This window comes from Microvirga sp. GN3, from assembly GCF_055792825.1.
The window spans coordinates 1-17,035 of record NZ_JBVVAK010000096.1 but is presented as its reverse complement, the minus strand read 5'-3'; the positions used below and the strand labels follow the sequence as shown (position 1 = coordinate 17,035).

General features: G+C 62.9%; 15 protein-coding genes and 1 pseudogene. 13 read left to right on the top strand and 3 right to left on the bottom strand.

Annotation, left to right across the window (positions count from 1 at the left end; all coding sequences use genetic code 11):
* Window positions 1-173: 173 nt before the first annotated feature.
* From ACS5Q1_RS32145 to ACS5Q1_RS32135, 3 genes and pseudogenes are all read right to left on the bottom strand, one after another.
* On the bottom strand, window positions 174-932 hold the full coding sequence (locus ACS5Q1_RS32145; protein ID WP_473102022.1) for an SDR family NAD(P)-dependent oxidoreductase: 759 nt from the start codon (window positions 930-932) through the stop codon (window positions 174-176).
* A gap of 248 nt (window positions 933-1,180) precedes the next feature.
* Window positions 1,181-1,375: pseudogene (locus tag ACS5Q1_RS32140) on the bottom strand (IS6 family transposase); the annotation flags it as partial.
* Between the two features lie 95 nt (window positions 1,376-1,470).
* Complete coding sequence (locus tag ACS5Q1_RS32135) at window positions 1,471-1,950, bottom strand: Lrp/AsnC family transcriptional regulator (RefSeq protein WP_473102021.1); 480 nt, start codon at window positions 1,948-1,950, stop codon at window positions 1,471-1,473.
* 62 nt (window positions 1,951-2,012) lie between these two features.
* Here ACS5Q1_RS32135 and ehuR point away from each other — a divergent pair, with 62 nt between their 5' ends.
* The 13 genes from ehuR to ACS5Q1_RS32070 all read left to right on the top strand — a co-directional run bounded on the left by ehuR (window position 2,013) and on the right by ACS5Q1_RS32070 (window position 16,806).
* Entirely contained in the window at window positions 2,013-3,473 is a 1,461-nt protein-coding gene (ehuR, locus tag ACS5Q1_RS32130) for a MocR-like ectoine utilization transcription factor EhuR (RefSeq protein WP_473102020.1), read from the top strand.
* Between the two features lie 214 nt (window positions 3,474-3,687).
* Window positions 3,688-4,677, top strand: coding sequence for a hydroxyectoine utilization dehydratase EutB (gene eutB, locus ACS5Q1_RS32125; protein WP_473102019.1), 990 nt, complete (start codon window positions 3,688-3,690; stop codon window positions 4,675-4,677).
* The gene (gene eutC, locus ACS5Q1_RS32120; protein WP_473102018.1) at window positions 4,677-5,690 is read left to right on the top strand and encodes an ectoine utilization protein EutC; all 1,014 of its coding nucleotides are present in this window, start codon (window positions 4,677-4,679) and stop codon (window positions 5,688-5,690) included. Before eutB ends, eutC begins: the two co-directional genes overlap by 1 nt.
* A complete protein-coding gene (gene doeA, locus ACS5Q1_RS32115) occupies window positions 5,687-6,868 on the top strand; it encodes an ectoine hydrolase DoeA (protein ID WP_473102032.1) in 1,182 nt (393 codons plus the stop codon). The genes eutC and doeA overlap by 4 nt, the downstream gene beginning before the upstream one ends.
* A gap of 5 nt (window positions 6,869-6,873) precedes the next feature.
* The gene (gene doeB, locus ACS5Q1_RS32110; protein WP_473102017.1) at window positions 6,874-7,878 is read left to right on the top strand and encodes a N(2)-acetyl-L-2,4-diaminobutanoate deacetylase DoeB; all 1,005 of its coding nucleotides are present in this window, start codon (window positions 6,874-6,876) and stop codon (window positions 7,876-7,878) included.
* Window positions 7,879-7,961: 83 nt separating this feature from the next.
* Complete coding sequence (gene ehuB, locus ACS5Q1_RS32105; RefSeq protein WP_473102016.1) at window positions 7,962-8,813, top strand: ectoine/hydroxyectoine ABC transporter substrate-binding protein EhuB; 852 nt, start codon at window positions 7,962-7,964, stop codon at window positions 8,811-8,813.
* Between the two features lie 78 nt (window positions 8,814-8,891).
* Window positions 8,892-9,557, top strand: coding sequence for an ectoine/hydroxyectoine ABC transporter permease subunit EhuC (ehuC, locus tag ACS5Q1_RS32100; RefSeq protein ID WP_473102015.1), 666 nt, complete (start codon window positions 8,892-8,894; stop codon window positions 9,555-9,557).
* Entirely contained in the window at window positions 9,554-10,246 is a 693-nt protein-coding gene (gene ehuD, locus ACS5Q1_RS32095; protein ID WP_203442175.1) for an ectoine/hydroxyectoine ABC transporter permease subunit EhuD, read from the top strand. The genes ehuC and ehuD overlap by 4 nt, the downstream gene beginning before the upstream one ends.
* Window positions 10,243-11,010 (top strand): ectoine/hydroxyectoine ABC transporter ATP-binding protein EhuA, encoded by a 768-nt coding sequence (ehuA, locus tag ACS5Q1_RS32090; protein ID WP_473102014.1) that lies wholly within the window; start codon window positions 10,243-10,245, stop codon window positions 11,008-11,010. Before ehuD ends, ehuA begins: the two co-directional genes overlap by 4 nt.
* A gap of 125 nt (window positions 11,011-11,135) precedes the next feature.
* Complete coding sequence (locus ACS5Q1_RS32085) at window positions 11,136-12,647, top strand: NAD-dependent succinate-semialdehyde dehydrogenase (RefSeq protein ID WP_473102013.1); 1,512 nt, start codon at window positions 11,136-11,138, stop codon at window positions 12,645-12,647.
* Between the two features lie 13 nt (window positions 12,648-12,660).
* On the top strand, window positions 12,661-14,052 hold the full coding sequence (locus ACS5Q1_RS32080) for an aminotransferase (protein WP_473102012.1): 1,392 nt from the start codon (window positions 12,661-12,663) through the stop codon (window positions 14,050-14,052).
* A 96-nt stretch (window positions 14,053-14,148) separates the two neighbouring features.
* Entirely contained in the window at window positions 14,149-15,276 is a 1,128-nt protein-coding gene (gene ald / locus ACS5Q1_RS32075; protein ID WP_473102011.1) for an alanine dehydrogenase, read from the top strand.
* A gap of 156 nt (window positions 15,277-15,432) precedes the next feature.
* Complete coding sequence (locus ACS5Q1_RS32070; RefSeq protein ID WP_473102010.1) at window positions 15,433-16,806, top strand: ArgE/DapE family deacylase; 1,374 nt, start codon at window positions 15,433-15,435, stop codon at window positions 16,804-16,806.
* Window positions 16,807-17,035: the final 229 nt, after the last annotated feature.

Below are 17,035 nucleotides of genomic sequence, written 5' to 3'. Positions count from 1 at the left end.
GCCACGCAGTTTCCCTTGTGCCGGAGGCGGAGAATGCTCCTAGCGCATCCTGCCGAACCGAAGGGCCGCGCCGAACGGTGCGCCCGCTCAGAGAAAGAGCATCGGCCTGCCGTCACCTCCGCGGGCACCGACCGTCGATGCGATGCGGCTTGTGGGGGCTTCACGGATATCGGTCAGACCCAGCCGCCATCGACGATATATTGCTGGTTGGTGCAGGCCGAGGCCTCGTCCGAGGCAAGGAAGACCGTGAACCTTGCGATCTCGTCCGGGACGAGCTTCCGCTTCAGGCACTGACGCTGCAGCAATTCCCGCTCGCTTTCTGGTGTCAGCCATTTTTCGATCTGGCGTTGCGTCATGATCCAGCCCGGCGCGATGGCGTTCACGCGAATATTGTAGGGACCGTAGTCGCGGGCGAGCGAGCGGGTGAGCCCAAGGACAGCGGATTTGGCCGCCGTGTAAGCGGCCATGCCGCCTTGGCCCGCCATCCAGGAGACCGACCCAAAATTGATGATGACGCCGCTGTTCGCGGCCTGCATATCCGGCAGGACGGCCTGGGCGGCGAAGAACTGATGTTTGAGGTTTACGGCAATGCGGTCGTCCCAGTACTCGGGCGTGACCTCCGGCGTGGGGTGGCGTTCGTCGTGAGCCGCATTGTTGATGAGGATCTGAATGGCACCCAGTCCATTCCTGATCCGGCCGATCGCGGCGCGCAGGGCTACGATGTCGGTCAGGTCGGCATATTCGAAGTGCACGTCGAGGCCTCGATCCGTCAACTCGCGGATGAGCCGCTCCGATCCGTCACGGGCAATATCGATGAAGGCAACCCTGCATTTCTGCTCGGCGAAGCGGCGAACGATCGCTTCGCCGATGCCGGAACCGCCGCCGGTGACGAGGACGACCTTGCCCTCCAAGTCGGTATATATCGCAGCCATCCGATCCTTCCGCTTTTCGGCCGACAGACCCTTCCCGACTGAGTATCTGGCGGAGTTTTTCGGACGTGCAAGCATGATCCAGGAAAAAGGACGCTGCGTGTCGGGTTGCGACGCGATGCCAATCCTGCCCCGGCTTCGAGGACGAGCCCATGCAGCCTACGTTCCATATCGGACAGCATGAAGCCGACCAGCTGGCCATGCTTGTCGGCAGCCCGAAACAAGTACTAGGAGGCAAAGCGATGACCTTGATATGAACGGATCCGCTTCGCCATCTCCGGAGGGTAGCGCTGCACCCACCGAAAGATCGTGGATGGGTCGACCTCGACGCCCAGCACCTGCATCATCTCGGCGAGATCGCAGTAGCTGATCCCGTACTTGCAGTACCGGCGCACGCACAACAGAGTGATCTCGACTGGAAAGCGGCGGCGCTTGAACAGAGACAACCGGGCAATTCCTTGGCTGGCCCCCTCTCCTAGGCTGCCAAGGTCAATACAACAGCCCCCTTGAACATCCTCGCCAAGTTCGTTCCTGAATCCGGTCAGATAGCATTTTCGATTGCAAGACTCGAGAGCGGGTCGGCGGTCTTCACGTTCTTCGTTATCACGTACGTGAAATACCGCTCGATCCCGAGATCAAGCCGCAACAGTTTGTCGATCAACCTCTGATAGGCATCGATGTCTTCGGATACGATCTTGAGAATATAATCGACACCGCCGCCGGTCGCGTCACAGGAGATGATCGCAGGCTCCTTGAGAATCGCCTCCTCGAAGCGGTCGAAATCGGACTGCTGATGGCTCCTCAGCATGATTTCTACGAGGACGGCGGTTCGGCGGGCCAATTTGTCCGTATTGATGCGCGCCGTATACCCGGCAATCACCCCACTCTTCTCTAGGCGGCTCAGGCGCTCCCAGCATGCCGTGGGAGACAGATTGACAGCCTCAGCGAGCCGAATCTTGGTCATCCGGCCGTCCCTCTGGAGCGCGGCAAGGATCTTCAAGTCAATTTTGTCGAGTTTCATGGCTATCTCGAAGTTCCAGCACAATGTAAGGCTTATCCATTACAATCGTTCGAGACAATCCCATGCGCGAGCTGCCTCGCCCCCTTGATGACCAAGACGCCTTTATCCAACCCGAGGAAACGCGGATTGCGGACTGGCGCCCCACACTGACCAAGCGGAAGGGTGTCACGAAGCACAAGCTCCTGACCGAACGGATCATCGCGGATATCGATGCGGATATCCTACCGGCGCATGCGCGCATGCCGACGCACCGGGACCTTGCCCGGCAGCTCGGGGTGTCTGTACAGACAGTGAGCCTCAGCTATCGGGAGGCCGAGCGGCGCGGCTATCTGCGTGGAGAGGTCGGCCGAGGCACCTTCGTCCGCAGTCGGGTTACGGAGAAGGCCGACCGCTTCATGCTTGATCGGGATCCCGGCGAGACCGTCGATCTCTCCATTATCCGGGCGGTCTACACCGAAGCGCACGAAGACGCGTCCCGCACCGTCATGAGGCGCCTTGCCCAGAGCGACAACAGCGCCTTCATGCGCCCCTGCCGGCCCATTGCGGGGCTGGAGCGCCACCGGGCGGCGGCACAGGTCTGGTTGAGAGGCCTCGGTGCGGAGGCGGCGACGGATCGCATCCTGATCACGAACGGCGCCGCCCACGGCCTGTTTCTGGCGGTCGCAGCCATCGTCCAGCCTGGCGAGATCGTTCTCACGGAGAATCTGACGGACCATGGCATCATCGGCCTTGCCAATGTCCTGGGCTTTACCCTGCGCGGCCTCCCAACCGACCACGAAGGCATTCTCGTGGAAGCCTTCGAGGAGGTCTGCGCTGCCGGCGGGGTGACCGCTCTGGTGCTCATCCCCTCGCTGGGCAATCCGACCAGCCATGTGATGGGCGCCGAGCGGCGGCGCGCCATCGCGGAGATTGCCCGTCGCTACGGCATCTATGTCGTGGAGGACGAAGTCTATAAGCCGCTGCTGGAGACTCCGCTTCCATCCTTTACCGAATTGCTTCCCGACCTCGGCTTCTTCGTCACTAGCTTCACGAAATCGGTCCTGACGGGACTGCGTGTCGGATATCTCGTGGTGCCGCCGCAATACTCGATTCGCGTCGCAAGCATCATGCGCGTGACGAGTTGGAGCGCCACGAACCTTCCTGCCGAGATCGCGACCCTGTGGATCGAAGACGGCACGGCCCTGAATCTGATCGACCTGCAACGCCGGGAGGTGCGGGCGCGCCAAGCCATGGTGTCGGAGATCCTCGGAGCGCACATCGCCCGGACTCATCCCTTGTCTCTCTGCGCTTGGCTGAAAGTGCCACCTCGCTGGACGGAAGAAGGACTCGTGCGTATGCTGGCTCAGAAGAACATCGCCGTGACCCCGGCCGATCCCTTCAAGGCAGCGGCAGACAGCACGGGCGGCATCCGCATCTGTATCGGCGGTCGTCTTTCCCACACCACCCTGAGCCGCTCGCTGCGGACGATTGCAGAGACCTTTGAACAGTTGCCGCCAGTCTTCGATACGAGTTCCATTGCATAAACTGCAGCCTCCTGAACAAGGCATCGGATGAACCGGGCCAGGATTGTTTCATGACAATATAATGATTGACATGAAAATTGACGCATCACACCATCGCTTTGTCCTGGCAAAATGTCAGCCGGCAAGGGGTGATGATGCAGTCAAGCCGCGCGCATTATCGAAGTCATGAAACTCGCCGCGTCGGTATGGGCGCAGCCTGCCAGGGCCGCTGCGCATGAGCTTGGTCGGCCTCGACAGCATCACGGCAGCCGCCAACCGGATTTCCGGTCATGTCCAGCGAACGCCTTTGGTCGAGTCTCCTAGCCTCTCAAGGCACTGCGGCGTTCCAGTCTTCCTCAAGCTCGAAAGCCACCAAACCACCGGCAGCTTCAAGCTCCGGGGCGCCACCAATGCAGTTTTGTCGCTCGGGAATAAGGCGCGTGCGCGGGGTCTCGTCACGGCGTCCACCGGCAACCACGGACGTGCCCTCGCCCATGCGGCCAAGGCGGAAGGTGTGCGGGCGGTCGTGTGCATGTCGGCCCTCGTGCCCTCGAACAAGGTCGAGGCCGTGCGGGCACTTGGCGCGGAGGTTCATATCGTGGGCCGCTCCCAGGACGACGCCCAGGACGAGGTCGATCGGCTGGTGCGCGAGGAGGGCCTGACGGCCATCCCGCCATTCGACCATCCAGACGTCATTGCCGGTCAGGGCACCATGGGCCTGGAGATCGCCGAGGATTGCCCGCAAGCCGAGTTGATCCTCGTGCCCCTCTCGGGCGGCGGCCTCGCGTCCGGCGTTGCAGCGGCAATCAAGGCCAAATTGCCCAGCGCCCGCGTGATCGGCGTGTCGATGGAGCGAGGAGCCGCCATGGAGGCGAGCCTGCGGGCGGGGCAGCCGGTGGCCGTGGAGGAATTCGAGACGCTGGCGGATTCCCTCGGCGGTGGCATCGGCCTTGCCAACCGCTACACGTTTCCCATGTGCCGCGACCTTCTGGACGGCACGATCCTGCTGACCGAGGACGAGATTGCGGCGGGCATCCGCCACGCCCATGCCGAAGAAGGCGAGGTGGTCGAAGGCGCTGGCGCGGTCGGCGTCGCTGCGCTGATCGCTCGCAAAGTGCCCTTGAACGGTCCGGTCGTTGCCGTGCTTTCGGGCCGCAATATCGACGAAGCCCGCCATCGCAGCCTCACGGGTGCGGATGGGCTCGCGACGGCGGGAGGTTCCTGATGGCCAAGATGGTCATTCTCACCGAACCCGATCTGCGCAGGATCGTCACCCTCGACGACAGCGCGGTCGCCTGCGTCGAGGATGCCTTCCTGGCGCTCGCCACCAAGCCTGTCGTCATGCCGCCGATCCTGCGTCTCGACATCGTGGAGAACCGGGGCGAGGTCGACGTGAAGAGCGCCTATGTGCCGGGCCTCGACGGCTTCGCCATCAAGGTCAGCCCTGGGTTCTTCGACAACCCGAAGATCGGCCTGCCGAGCGTCAATGGCCTCATGATGCTGCTCAGCACGAAGACCGGCCTCGTGGAGGCGCTGCTGCTCGACAACGGCTATCTCACGGATGTGCGCACCGCCGCCGCCGGAGCCGTCGCGGCGAAGTATCTGTCGCGGCAGGATTCCGAGAGCGCCGCCATCTTCGGCGCAGGCATCCAGGCGCGCCTGCAATTGCAGGCCCTGACCCTCGTCCGCCCGATCCGCCGCGCTATGATCTGGGCTCGCGACCCTGCCAAGGCCGAGGCCGCCGCGCGGGACGCATCCGCGACGCTAGGCATCCCGGTGGAAGCGACTTCCTTGCCTGAAGCCGCCTGTCGCGACGCGGACATCATCGTCACGACGACGCCTGCCGAGCAGCCGATCCTGAAGGCCGAGTGGGTCCGGCCCGGTCAGCACATCACGGCCATGGGCTCGGATTCCGAGCACAAGAACGAAATCGACCCAGCCCTGATCGCCCACACAACCTATGTGGCCGACAGCCTCGCGCAGACGCGCCGCCTCGGCGAGTTGCATCACGCCATCCGCCTCGGCCTGGTGCCAGCCGACAAGGTTTTCCCCGAACTCGGCCAGATTATCGCCGGGCAGACGGCAGGCCGGGAGCGCCAGGACACCATCACCCTGTGTGACCTTACGGGTACCGGCGTGCAGGACACGGCCATCGCCACTCTCACCCGCCGTCGCGCCGCGGAAGCCGGTGCGGGCAAGGCCATCGACACGCTAAAACCAACCGGAGAAACGCCCTGAGCGCGCCCAATCTCAATTTCAGCCGAGCGGAATATGCCGAGCGCCTCGCCAAGACGCGCAAGGCCATGGAGAAGGCCGGAATCGATCTTCTGATCGTCACCGACCCGTCCAACATGCATTGGCTGACGGGTTATGACGGCTGGTCCTTCTACGTCCACCAATGCGTGCTCGTGCCGCCGGACGGCGAGCCGATCTGGTACGGACGCGGCCAGGATGCCAATGGCGCCAAGCGCACGGCCTATCTGTCTCACGACAACATCATCGGCTACCCAGACCATTACGTGCAGTCCACGGAACGCCACCCGATGGACTACCTGTCCGGCATCATCGCCGAGCGCGGCTGGGACAAGGGCACCATCGCGGTCGAGATGGACAACTACTATTTCTCGGCGGCCGCCTACGCGTCATTGGCGAAGCATCTGCCGAATGCGAAGTTCAAGGATTCCCTATCGCTCGTGAACTGGCAGCGTGCCGTCAAGAGCCCGCAGGAAATCGAGTACATGAAGATCGCCGGGCGCATCGTGGAGAAGATGCACCAGCGCATCCTTGAGAAGGTCAAGCCCGGCATCCGCAAGAACGACCTCGTGGCCGAGATCTACGATGCCAGCCTGCGCGGCGTCGACAATTACGGCGGCGACTACGCCGCCATCGTGCCGCTCCTCCCCTCGGGCGAGGAAGCGTCGGCTCCGCATTTGACCTGGGACGACAAGCCCATGCGCAGCGGCGAAGGCACGTTCTTCGAGATCGCCGGCTGCTACAAGCGCTATCACTGCCCCCTGTCCCGCACGGTGTTCCTCGGCAAGCCCACGCAGGCGTTCCTCGACGCCGAGAAGGCAGTGCTGGAGGGTATGGAGGAAGGCCTTGCGGCCGCCAAGCCCGGCAATGCCTGCGAGGACATCGCCAATGCATTCTTCGCGGTGCTCAAGCGCTACGGAATCGTCAAGGACAACCGCACGGGCTATCCCATCGGTCTGAGCTACCCGCCGGATTGGGGCGAACGTACGATGAGCCTGCGCCCCGGCGACAAGACCGAGCTTCGGCCCGGCATGACGTTCCACTTCATGACAGGACTCTGGCTCGAGAACATGGGCCTGGAGATCACTGAGAGCATCGTCATCACCGACAGGGGTGTCGAGTGCCTGTCGAATGTGCCACGCAAGCTGTTCGTGAAGCCATGAATGCTATGACCGCGATTCAGCGCCCCTCCCCCATCGCGGCCAGCGTCGATTTCGATGCGGACGGCGTGCAACACGGCTTCCTGCGTCTGCCCTACAGCCGGGACGACTCGGCGTGGGGCTCGGTGATGATCCCGATCACGGTGGTGAAGCGCGGCGAAGGGCCGACGGCCCTTCTCACTGGCGCGAACCATGGCGACGAATATGAGGGGCCTATCGCCCTCTTCGATCTCGCCCGCACGCTGACGGCCGATCAGGTTCGGGGCCGGGTCATCATCGTGCCGGCCATGAACTATCCGGCCTTCCGCGCCGGGACACGCACGTCTCCCATCGACCGGGGCAACCTCAACCGCAGCTTTCCGGGCCGCCCGGATGGCACGGTGACGGAGAAGATCGCCGACTACTTCCAGCGCACCCTGCTGCCGTTGGCCGACATCGTGCTCGATTTCCACTCTGGCGGACGTACCCTGGACTTCCTGCCCTATGCAGCCGCCCATGAGTTGCCGAACAAGGACCAGGAAAAGCGCTGCTTCGATGCGGTCGCAGCCTTCGCGGCTCCCTATTCGATGCGAATGATCGAGATTGATGCCGTCGGCATGTACGACACGGCTGCCGAGGAAATGGGCAAGGTGTTCGTGACGACCGAACTTTCGGGCGGCGGCACCGCGTCGGCCAAGACAGCGCGAATTGCCAAGCGCGGCACCCTGAACGTGCTCAAGCATGCCGGGATCGTCTCCGGCGAACCGGAGACACAGCCCACACTCTGGCTCGACATGCCGTCAGCCGATTGCTTCCGCTTCGCGGAGGATGACGGCCTCGTGGAGCCTGTCGTGGATCTGGGCGATCCGGTGCGCAAGGGCGACGTGATCGCGCGCATCCATCCGGTGGGCCGCACCGGACAAGCGCCGATGGAATATCGCGCCGCTCTCGATGGCGTGCTCGCCGCCCGGCACTTCCCGGGCCTCGTGAAAACCGGCGACTGCCTCGCGGTGATCGCCACGGTGGAGGACTGACCACACTTGAAACACCGCCAGCGACAACGCTGTAAGCCGGATCAACCGGCACGCGGATCCATAGACCCAGAGGAGAAAACCAGATGAAGAAGACCATCCTTTCCGGCATCGCCGCTCTCGCTCTCGTGGCGGGCATCGGCGCCGCTCAGGCCCTCACTCTCGATGAGGTGAAGAGCAACGGCTATGTCCAGGGTGCGACGGCCAACGAGGTGCCTTACGGCTACATGAAGGAAGACGGCACCGCCGCCGGCATCGGCCCGGATGTAGCGATCGCCGTGTTCAAGAAGATGGGCATCAACGAAGTCAACTGGACCGTGACGCCCTTCGGCACGCTCATCCCCGGCCTCAAGGCCCGCCGCTTCGCCTTTGCGGCCGCCGAGCAGAACATCTCGCCGGAGCGATGCAAGCAGGTCTCCTTCACAGAACCGAACTCCAGCTACGGCGAAGGCCTGCTGGTGAAGAAGGGTAATCCGAAGAAGCTGACTACCTATGCGGATATCGCCAAGGATCCGTCCCTGAAGGTGGCCGTGGTATCGGGTGCCAACAACATCGACTTTCTCCGCGCCGTCGGCGTGAAGGAAAACCAGATCGTCATCATCCAGGCCAATGCGGACGCACTTTCCACGGTCCAGACTCGCGCCGACGCCTATGCGGCCACCGAGCTGACCGTCTCCAAGCTCGCCGAGGGCGGCACGAATGTGGAACAGGTCAGGCCCTTCACCGACCCGATCGTGAACGGCAAGCCGGTGCGTAACTACGGCGGCTTTGCGTTCCGCCCCGAGGACAAGGATCTTCGCGACGCCTACAACGCCGCTCTGGTCGAGTTCCGCAAGACGGAAGACTACAAGAAGATCCTCACGTCCTACGGCCTGAGCGAGGAGAGCATCAAGGCCGCCATGGACAAGAACGTGGCCGATCTCTGCGCCGGCAAGTAATCCGCCGCATCCTTCGAACCGCCCGGCCTGGAACTTGCAACTCCGGCCGGGCGGAACACCGTCAAGAAGGGATCGACGATGACCTGGTCGCAATATCTCGTGCCCCTGCTCAAGGGCGCGCAGATCACCGTGATGATTTCGCTCGCCTCGATCATGCTCGGCGTAGTCCTGGCTTTCGCAGCAGGCATCGCCCGCACATCGAGCAACCCTATCATCTCCGGCATTGCTTTTGTCTATATCGTGCTGTTCCGGGGCACTCCGCTCCTCGTGCAGCTCTTCTGGTTCTACTACGCCTTGCCCCTGATCGGCATTTCCTTCGATCCGATCACTACTGGCATCATGGTTCTCTCGCTCCTGACAGGAGCGTTCGGAGCCGAGGTGGTGCGCGGCGCTCTGCTCGCGGTGCCACCGCAGCAGCATGAGGCGTCACGTGCGCTGAATTTCAGCAAATCCTACACGCTCTGGCACATCTCCATGCCGCAGGCGATCATCGAGATGATGCCGGCCTTCGGCAATCTGGCGGTGCAGAATCTCAAGGACACGGCTCTCGTGTCGCTCATTTCCATCGCCGACCTGACATTCCAGGCCCAGTCCCTGCGCAACATCACCCTGGACAGTGCCACGGTCTACACCATGACCCTGCTGGGCTATTTCATCATCGCGCTCTGCCTCATGTTCATCATGCGGTTCATCGAGATGAAGCTCCGGCGCGGCCCAGCCTTTCCCCGGAGTGCCCATTCATGATGTACGGCTATGAATGGGACACGACGACGACGCTGTCCTTCGCCCTCTCGATCCTGCCGATCCTGGGGATCGGCCTTCTCGTGACGCTTCAGGCAGCGGCGCTGGGCTATGCCATCGCGCTGGTCCTCGGCCTTGTCCTGGCCCTGTTGCGGCGCAGCCGCTATAAGGCGATCTCCTGGACGGTCGCCTGCTTCACAGAGTTCGTCCGTGACACGCCGCTTCTGGTCCAGCTCTTCTTCCTCTACTATGTCCTGCCCGATTTCGGCATCGTCCTGCCCGCCTTCATGACAGGCGCGCTGGCGCTGGGCCTGCAATATTCGGCCTACACGTCCGAGGTCTATCGTGGCGGCATCAATGCCATCCAGCGCGGCCAGTGGGAGGCCGCAACGGCGCTGAACCTCACTCGGCTTCAGACCTACAAGGACATCGTTGTGCCGCAAATGATTCCGCGCATCGTCCCGGCGCTCGGCAACTACCTCGTGTCCATGCTGAAGGAAACGCCGGTTCTCTCCGTGGTGACGGTGCTCGACATGCTCGGCCTAGCCAACATGATCGGCGAGCGGACCTTCGATTATCTCGTGCCGCTCTCCATGGTCGGCCTTATCTTCCTCCCCATGACTCTCATCTGCTCGGCTCTCATCCACCTGGTGGAAAGAGCTCTGCCCAAAAGCGGGATTCCCCTGCGATGACGCCTATCATCCGCTTCAAGAACGTCACCAAACGGTTCGGCGCGCTCACTGTTCTCGACAACTTCAATTTCGATGTCCGCCAGGGCGAGAAGGTGACGTTGATCGGGCCGTCAGGCTCCGGCAAATCCACCGTTCTGCGCATCCTGATGACCCTGGAACCGTTTCAGGAGGGAGACCTGGAACTTGCCGGCATCAGCTATCACGAGAAGCATGGGCGCGGTGCGTTCAAGGCCAGCGATAAGCATCTGCACAGGATCCGCAGCAATGTCGGCATGGTGTTCCAGAGCTTCAATCTGTTTCCGCATATGACGGTGCTGCGCAACATTGTGGAAGCGCCGGTCGCGGTGCTGAAGATGAAGCGCGACGAGGCGGAAAGCCGTGCCATCGAGTTGCTTCGCATGGTGGGGCTCCTGGACAAGAAGGACCATTATCCGAGCCAGCTCTCCGGCGGCCAGCAGCAGCGCGTGGCCATCGCGCGGGCGTTGGCCATGCGGCCCCGCGTTCTCCTCTTCGATGAGCCGACCTCGGCGCTCGATCCGCAACTCGTTGGCGAGGTGCTGGGCGTCATTCGCGGTCTGGCTCATGAACACGACCTGACCATGCTTCTCGTCACCCATGAAATGCGCTTCGCCCGCGAGGTCTCCGACCGGGTCTGCTTCTTCGACAAGGGCCGCATCGTGGAACAGGGCGAACCGGATCGCTTCTTCAGCAATCCGGAACAACCGCGTACGCGCGAATTCCTGAGTTCGGTGCTGAACGGCTGACCCAGGAAAGTCTCGGTTGCAGCCCGTCAAAACCGAGACTTTCTCTGCCTCCCTCGCCAAGAACCGAAAGTGCCTCGCCGCCTGAGCGGCTAGTGTCTCGCCATCGGTTTTCAGGAGAGCGCCGCATGAATGCGATCACGCATATCACCTCGTCCCTTCCGGCCAAGCCCGACATCCACCCTGCCCTCAGCCGCCTGCAGGATCCGCGCATCCTGCGCGAAATGGCTTATATCGACGGTCGCTGGATCGGAGCGGAAGCCGATGCCCGTTTCGAGGTGCGCGATCCGGCCTCGGGCCTGACTGTCGCCCACGTGTCCCGTCTGGGCGTCAAGGAAGTTTCCCAGGCGGTCGATGCCGCCGCTCGCGCATTGCCGGCCTGGAAGGCCCTTCTGCCTCAGGAGCGCTCGGCATGCCTGCGTGCCTGGCACGATCTCATCCTGGAGGCCCGCGAGGATCTCGCCCTTATCATGACCCTGGAACAGGGCAAGCCCCTCGCCGAGTCGCTCGGCGAGATCTCCTATGCTGCCTCCTTCGTGGAATGGTACGCCGAAGAGGCCAGGCGCCTGAATGTGGAAAGCGTCACGAGCCATCTGCCCGGCGCCGAGATGCTGGTGCACCGGGAGGCTCTCGGCGTCGCGGCCCTTCTGACGCCCTGGAACTTCCCGTCGGCCATGCTGACCCGCAAGGCCGCCGCGGCTCTCGCTGCCGGCTGCACCGTGGTGGCGCATCCGTCCTCCTACACCCCGCTCTCGGCTCTCGCTCTGGCGGAACTAGCGGAGCGTGCAGGCTTGCCAGCGGGCGTCTTCAACATCGTGACCGGCGACGCTGAGCCCATCGCCAACCGGTTCTGCGACGACGAGCGCGTACGGGTCGTCAGCTTCACGGGTTCGACCGAGATCGGCCGCAAGATCGCGGCCCGCTGCGCCGGAACCATGAAACGGCTTGTCATGGAACTGGGCGGTCATGCGCCACTGCTGGTCTTCGATGATGCGAACATCGACAAGGCCGTTGAGATCGCCATGGCGGCCAAGTTCGCCACCTCCGGCCAGGATTGCCTGGCGGCCAACCGCATCTACGTCCAGCGCTCGATCTACGACGCTTTCTGCGAGGCCTATGGCAAGCGGATCGCCGGCCTGAAGGTCGGTCCGGGTCTCGAGACCGACACGGAGATCGGGCCGCTGATGCATGCCAATGCCGTCTCGAAGGCTCAGGCCCAGATCGACGATGCCTTGGCGCGGGGCGCCCGCCGCCTGGCCGGGGACGCAGCCTCTGCCGGACCGCTCTACGTGATGCCGACCCTGCTGGCCGACGTGCCGGACGACGCCCTCATCATGAGCGAGGAGACCTTTGCGCCGATTGCCGCCGTGACCCCCTTCGATACGGAGGAGGAGGTGGTGGCCCGGGCCAATGCGACCGAGTACGGTCTCGTGGCTTATGTCGTGACCGAGAACGGTGCGCGAGGCTTAAGGCTCGGCCGCGCCCTCGAATACGGCATGGTGGCGGTCAACCGGGTGAAGATCACCGGTGCGCCCATTCCGTTCGGCGGCATGAAGCAGTCCGGTCTCGGCCGCGAAGGCTCGCGCCACGGCCTCGAAGCTTTCACAGACCTCAAATACCTCTGCCTCGACATCAACTGATCCGGAGTTCCCCATGCTCGAAGAGAACCAGACCCTCGATAACCAACTCAACGCCTGGGACCGGGACCACTTCTTTCATCCCTCCACCCATATGGCCCAGCATGCGCGCGGCGAAACGCCGAACCGCATCATCACGGACGCGGAGGGCGTCTATATCGTCGACCGTCAGGGCAAGCGCAGCCTCGATGCCTTTGCGGGCCTCTATTGCGTGAATGTCGGCTACGGTCGCACCAAGATCACCGATGCCATCGCGGCGCAGGCCGCTGCCCTGCCCTATTACCACGCCTATGTGGGCCACGGCTCGGAGCCGTCGATCCGTCTTGCTAAGATGATCATCGACCGGGCTCCGAAGGGCATGAGCCGTGTGTTCTTCGGCCTCTCCGGCTCGGACGCCAACGAAACCAATCTCAAGCTCGTCTGGTACATCAACAACGTGCTCGGGCGCCCAGAGAAGAAGAAGATCATCTCCCGCTGGCGCGGCTATCACGGTTCGGGTCTCATGAGCGGCAGTCTCACGGGCCTTGCCGCCTTCCACAACCTCTTCGATCTTCCCCGTCCGCCGATCCTGCACACGGAAGCGCCCTATTACTTCCGTCGCCTTGACCGCTCCATGAGCGAGGAGCAGTTCTCGCAGTTCTGCGCAGACAAGCTCGAGGAGATGATCCTGGCGGAGGGTCCGGAGACCATCGCGGCCTTCATCGGCGAGCCGGTGCTGGGCACGGGCGGCATCGTGCCACCGCCGAAGGGCTATTGGGACAAGATCCAGCCGGTGCTGCAGAAATACGATATCCTGCTCATCGCCGACGAGGTTATCACCGGCTTCGGCCGTCTCGGCACCATGTTCGGCTCCGATCATTACGGCATGAAGCCGGACCTGATCACCATCGCCAAGGGCCTGACCTCGGCTTACGCCCCGCTCTCCGGCGTCATCGTGTCGGAAAAGCTCTGGCGCATCCTGGAGCAGGGCTCCGACACCTACGGCCCCATTGGCCATGGCTGGACCTATTCGTCTCACCCGCTTTGTGCAGCGGCAGGCGTCGCCAATCTCGAAGTGGTGGACGAGCTCGATCTCGTGGCCAATGCGGGTGAGGTCGGCGCCTACTTCAAGAAGGCTCTGACCGATGCCGTGGGCGGCAACCGCTTCGTGGGCGAGGTGCGCGGCGAAGGCCTGATGGCCGCCGTCGAGTTCGTGCGCGACCGGGACGACCGGGTATTCTTCGATGTCTCCGAGAAGGTTGGCCCGCGCATCACGGCAGCCCTGCTCGAGCGGGGCGTCATCGGTCGCGCCATGCCGCAGGGCGATATCCTCGGCTTTGCTCCGCCGCTCTGTCTGACGCGGGACGAGGCCGACACCATCGTGGCCGCCACGAAGGACGCCGTGGAAGCCGTGACGGCTGCTCTCTGACGCATTCTCCCTTGACGGGCAGGTGAACAAACCTGCCTGTTACTCAAACCAACACCGACAACAATGCAAGGTCGGGAACATCTGGGAGACGCTCACATGCTGATCGGGGTACCGTCGGAAATCAAGGACAACGAAGCTCGCGTGGGGCTGATCCCCTCGTCCGTTCACGAACTGACCCTTCATGGTCACCGCGTCATGGTGCAGTCCGGGGCGGGCCTCGGCTCAGGCTTCACCGATGAGGATTATGGACTCGCCGGAGCCGAAATCGTCGACGGTCCAGACGCGATCTTTTCGAATGCCGAGATGGTGGTGAAGGTCAAGGAGCCTCTGGCTCAAGAGCGCAAGCGCCTGCGGCCGGGGCAGATCCTGTTTACCTACCTGCACCTTGCGCCGGACCCGGAGCAGACCCGGGATCTCATGGAGTCGCGAGCGATCTGCATCGCCTACGAGACGGTCACCTCGCCCTCTGGCGCCCTGCCCCTTCTGACGCCGATGTCCGAGGTCGCGGGAAGACTCGCGCCACAGGTGGGGGCCCACGCTCTTGAAAAGGCGCAGGGCGGACGCGGCATTCTGCTTGGTGGTGTTCCGGGCGTGCCGGCTGCTTCCGTGGTGATCCTGGGTGGAGGCGTGTCGGGCACTCACGCGACCACGATTGCCGTCGGCATGGGCGCGCAGGTGACGGTCGTCGACCGATCGCCGGAGGCCTTGAGGCGCCTCTCGAGCCAATTCGGCAACGCGATCTCCACGGTTTATTCCACGCGCGCGGCGATTGCGGAGCTTGCCAGGGAGGCCGATCTCATGATCGGTGCGGTGCTCATTCCCGGCGCCGCCGCTCCGAAGCTGGTGAGCCGCGAGGTTTTACGCACCATGAAGAAGGGCTCTGTCGTCGTGGACGTTGCCATTGACCAGGGGGGCTGCTTCGAGACTTCTCGCCCCACCACGCATTCCGAGCCGACCTATGTGGTGGATGATGTCGTTCACTATTGCGTCGCCAATATGCCAGGCGCAGTCGCCCGGACGTCCACCTTGGCCCTCAACAATGCAACGCTGCCGTTCGTGCTGGCTCTCGCGGACAACGGCTGGCGCATGGCGCTGACACAGGATCCGCACTTGCTTGCCGGCCTGAACGTGTTCGATGGCAAGATCACCTGCCAGCCTGTTGCGGAGGCACAAGGTCTTCCCTATACGCCGGCCCATACCCTGGTGGAGAACCACCGCTCGTGAGCGGCTGGCGCATCGTGCGGCTCTTAGGGTCGTGCCGGACGATGCGTTTGGACTGATCCCACGAACGCGAAGTCATCTCTGGATTCTCGCAACCGATGAAGTCATCTGGCGTCTTCGGTCAATCCGGTTCTCGGCTTCCTACCAAAGGCTCCCGCATTGACGACTGCAGCTCCCAAGACCGAATTCTCATCGATACGTCCCCTTTCCGAAGCCGACCGGGATCGCATACTCGCCGCTGTCGACACGGCCTTTGAAGCCCAGATTGGTTTTCTGTCAGACCTGATCCGCTGCGTCTCGCTCCGGGGGCAAGAGGCCGAGGTACAGGAACTTGTCGAAAGGGCGCTTTTGGAGCGCGGATATCAGGTTGATCGCCAATCGATCGATCCGGCTCTGATAGGACAGCATCCGGCTTTCTCCCCGGCGACGGTTAGCTATGACAAATCCTGGAATGTCATCGGGATTCACAACCCGGTAATATGCGATGGGCGATCCCTCATCCTGAACGCCCATGTCGATATTGTGCCCACAGGCGATCCGGAACGCTGGCAGTATCCGCCCTTCGAGCCGACGCGACATGGCGAGTGGCTGTATGGCCGCGGCTCCGGAGACATGAAGGCGGGGCTGTCTGCGGCGATCTTTGCCCTCGACGCAATCAGGGCTGCAGGACTTGAACTGACAGCCCCCTTCCAGATCCACTCTGTCGTAGAGGAGGAGATCACTGGGAACGGAGCCGCGATGGCTGTGGCCAGTGGAAAGATTGCCGACGCGGTTCTGATTCCGGAACCGACCGACGAGAAGCTTGTTCGGGCGAACTCCGGCGTGATCAAATTTGCCATCACGGTTCACGGCACTCCTGCTCACCCACGCGAAGTCAGTGGAGGTGTGAGCGCACTTGAAGCGGCGATGCGGCTCATCGATCACTTGCGTAAGCTTGAGGCACGCTGGAACGAGGAGCGGACGACAAGGCCGTTTTTCGACGACGTCGACAATCCCGCGGCTCTGACGATTGGGACGATCAATGGCGGCGAGTGGATCGCATCGGTTCCATCATACTGCCGCTTCGAGGGACGCATCGGCTTTTATCCCGGCGATGACCCGCAGGAGCGCGTGAAGGAATTCGAGGCCTTTGTCGCTGTGGCGGCGGCCGATGATCCGTTGGTGCAGCGCTGCCCGGAGCCCGCCGTGGAGTGGGTCGGTGTCGTACATGCAGGCTATACCCTTGATCCCGGGTCCGAAGCCGAGGCCGTCCTAGCCGAGGCTCACACTGCTGCCAATGCACCTGATGGTTCGCCAATACAGGCCTATGTCATGGCGTGCTACCTGGATGCTGCCGTCTATTCCGTCCATGCGAGTATTCCCTCACTGGTCTACGGGCCCATCGCGGAGAACATCCACGCCATCGACGAGCGTGTATCCCTTCCTTCCTTGCTGCGTGTGACGAAGGCGATCGCCTTGTTCGCGGCCTCGTGGTGCGGCGTTCGCCCTGCAGAGGGCACAGCTCGTATCTCTGCCGCGGGTCTTGAATCCTGAACTTTCGGCTGAGGCCCTGATTGAGAGATAGGAAGCACAGCCATTCGAAGAAACATCTAACGAACTCCTGACCTACGACAATTGCTAGGCCGCGTAAGCTGAAGTTCCGCTAATGGGATGGACCGGCCGTGCTTACCGGCGCACCCTTCATCTGGGGCGCCCAGCACGAGGACTTGAGCCATGCCCAAAGCTCCGCTTCAGCAAGTTGCCACCCTTGGCATCGACATCG

What these genes read in the sequence shown, in the direction of transcription:
- ACS5Q1_RS32135 (WP_473102021.1), bottom strand. Translation starts at nt 1,950, where the DNA reads ATGAAACTCGACAAAATTGACTTGAAGATCCTTGCCGCGCTCCAGAGG.
- eutB (WP_473102019.1), top strand. Translation starts at nt 3,688, where the DNA reads ATGAGCTTGGTCGGCCTCGACAGCATCACGGCAGCCGCCAACCGGATT.
- ehuA (WP_473102014.1), top strand. Translation starts at nt 10,243, where the DNA reads ATGACGCCTATCATCCGCTTCAAGAACGTCACCAAACGGTTCGGCGCG.
- ald (WP_473102011.1), top strand. Translation starts at nt 14,149, where the DNA reads ATGCTGATCGGGGTACCGTCGGAAATCAAGGACAACGAAGCTCGCGTG.
- ACS5Q1_RS32085 (WP_473102013.1), top strand. Translation starts at nt 11,136, where the DNA reads ATGAATGCGATCACGCATATCACCTCGTCCCTTCCGGCCAAGCCCGAC.
- ehuB (WP_473102016.1), top strand. Translation starts at nt 7,962, where the DNA reads ATGAAGAAGACCATCCTTTCCGGCATCGCCGCTCTCGCTCTCGTGGCG.
- ACS5Q1_RS32145 (WP_473102022.1), bottom strand. Translation starts at nt 932, where the DNA reads ATGGCTGCGATATATACCGACTTGGAGGGCAAGGTCGTCCTCGTCACC.
- ACS5Q1_RS32080 (WP_473102012.1), top strand. Translation starts at nt 12,661, where the DNA reads ATGCTCGAAGAGAACCAGACCCTCGATAACCAACTCAACGCCTGGGAC.
- eutC (WP_473102018.1), top strand. Translation starts at nt 4,677, where the DNA reads ATGGCCAAGATGGTCATTCTCACCGAACCCGATCTGCGCAGGATCGTC.
- ehuR (WP_473102020.1), top strand. Translation starts at nt 2,013, where the DNA reads ATGCGCGAGCTGCCTCGCCCCCTTGATGACCAAGACGCCTTTATCCAA.
- ehuD (WP_203442175.1), top strand. Translation starts at nt 9,554, where the DNA reads ATGATGTACGGCTATGAATGGGACACGACGACGACGCTGTCCTTCGCC.
- doeB (WP_473102017.1), top strand. Translation starts at nt 6,874, where the DNA reads ATGACCGCGATTCAGCGCCCCTCCCCCATCGCGGCCAGCGTCGATTTC.
- ehuC (WP_473102015.1), top strand. Translation starts at nt 8,892, where the DNA reads ATGACCTGGTCGCAATATCTCGTGCCCCTGCTCAAGGGCGCGCAGATC.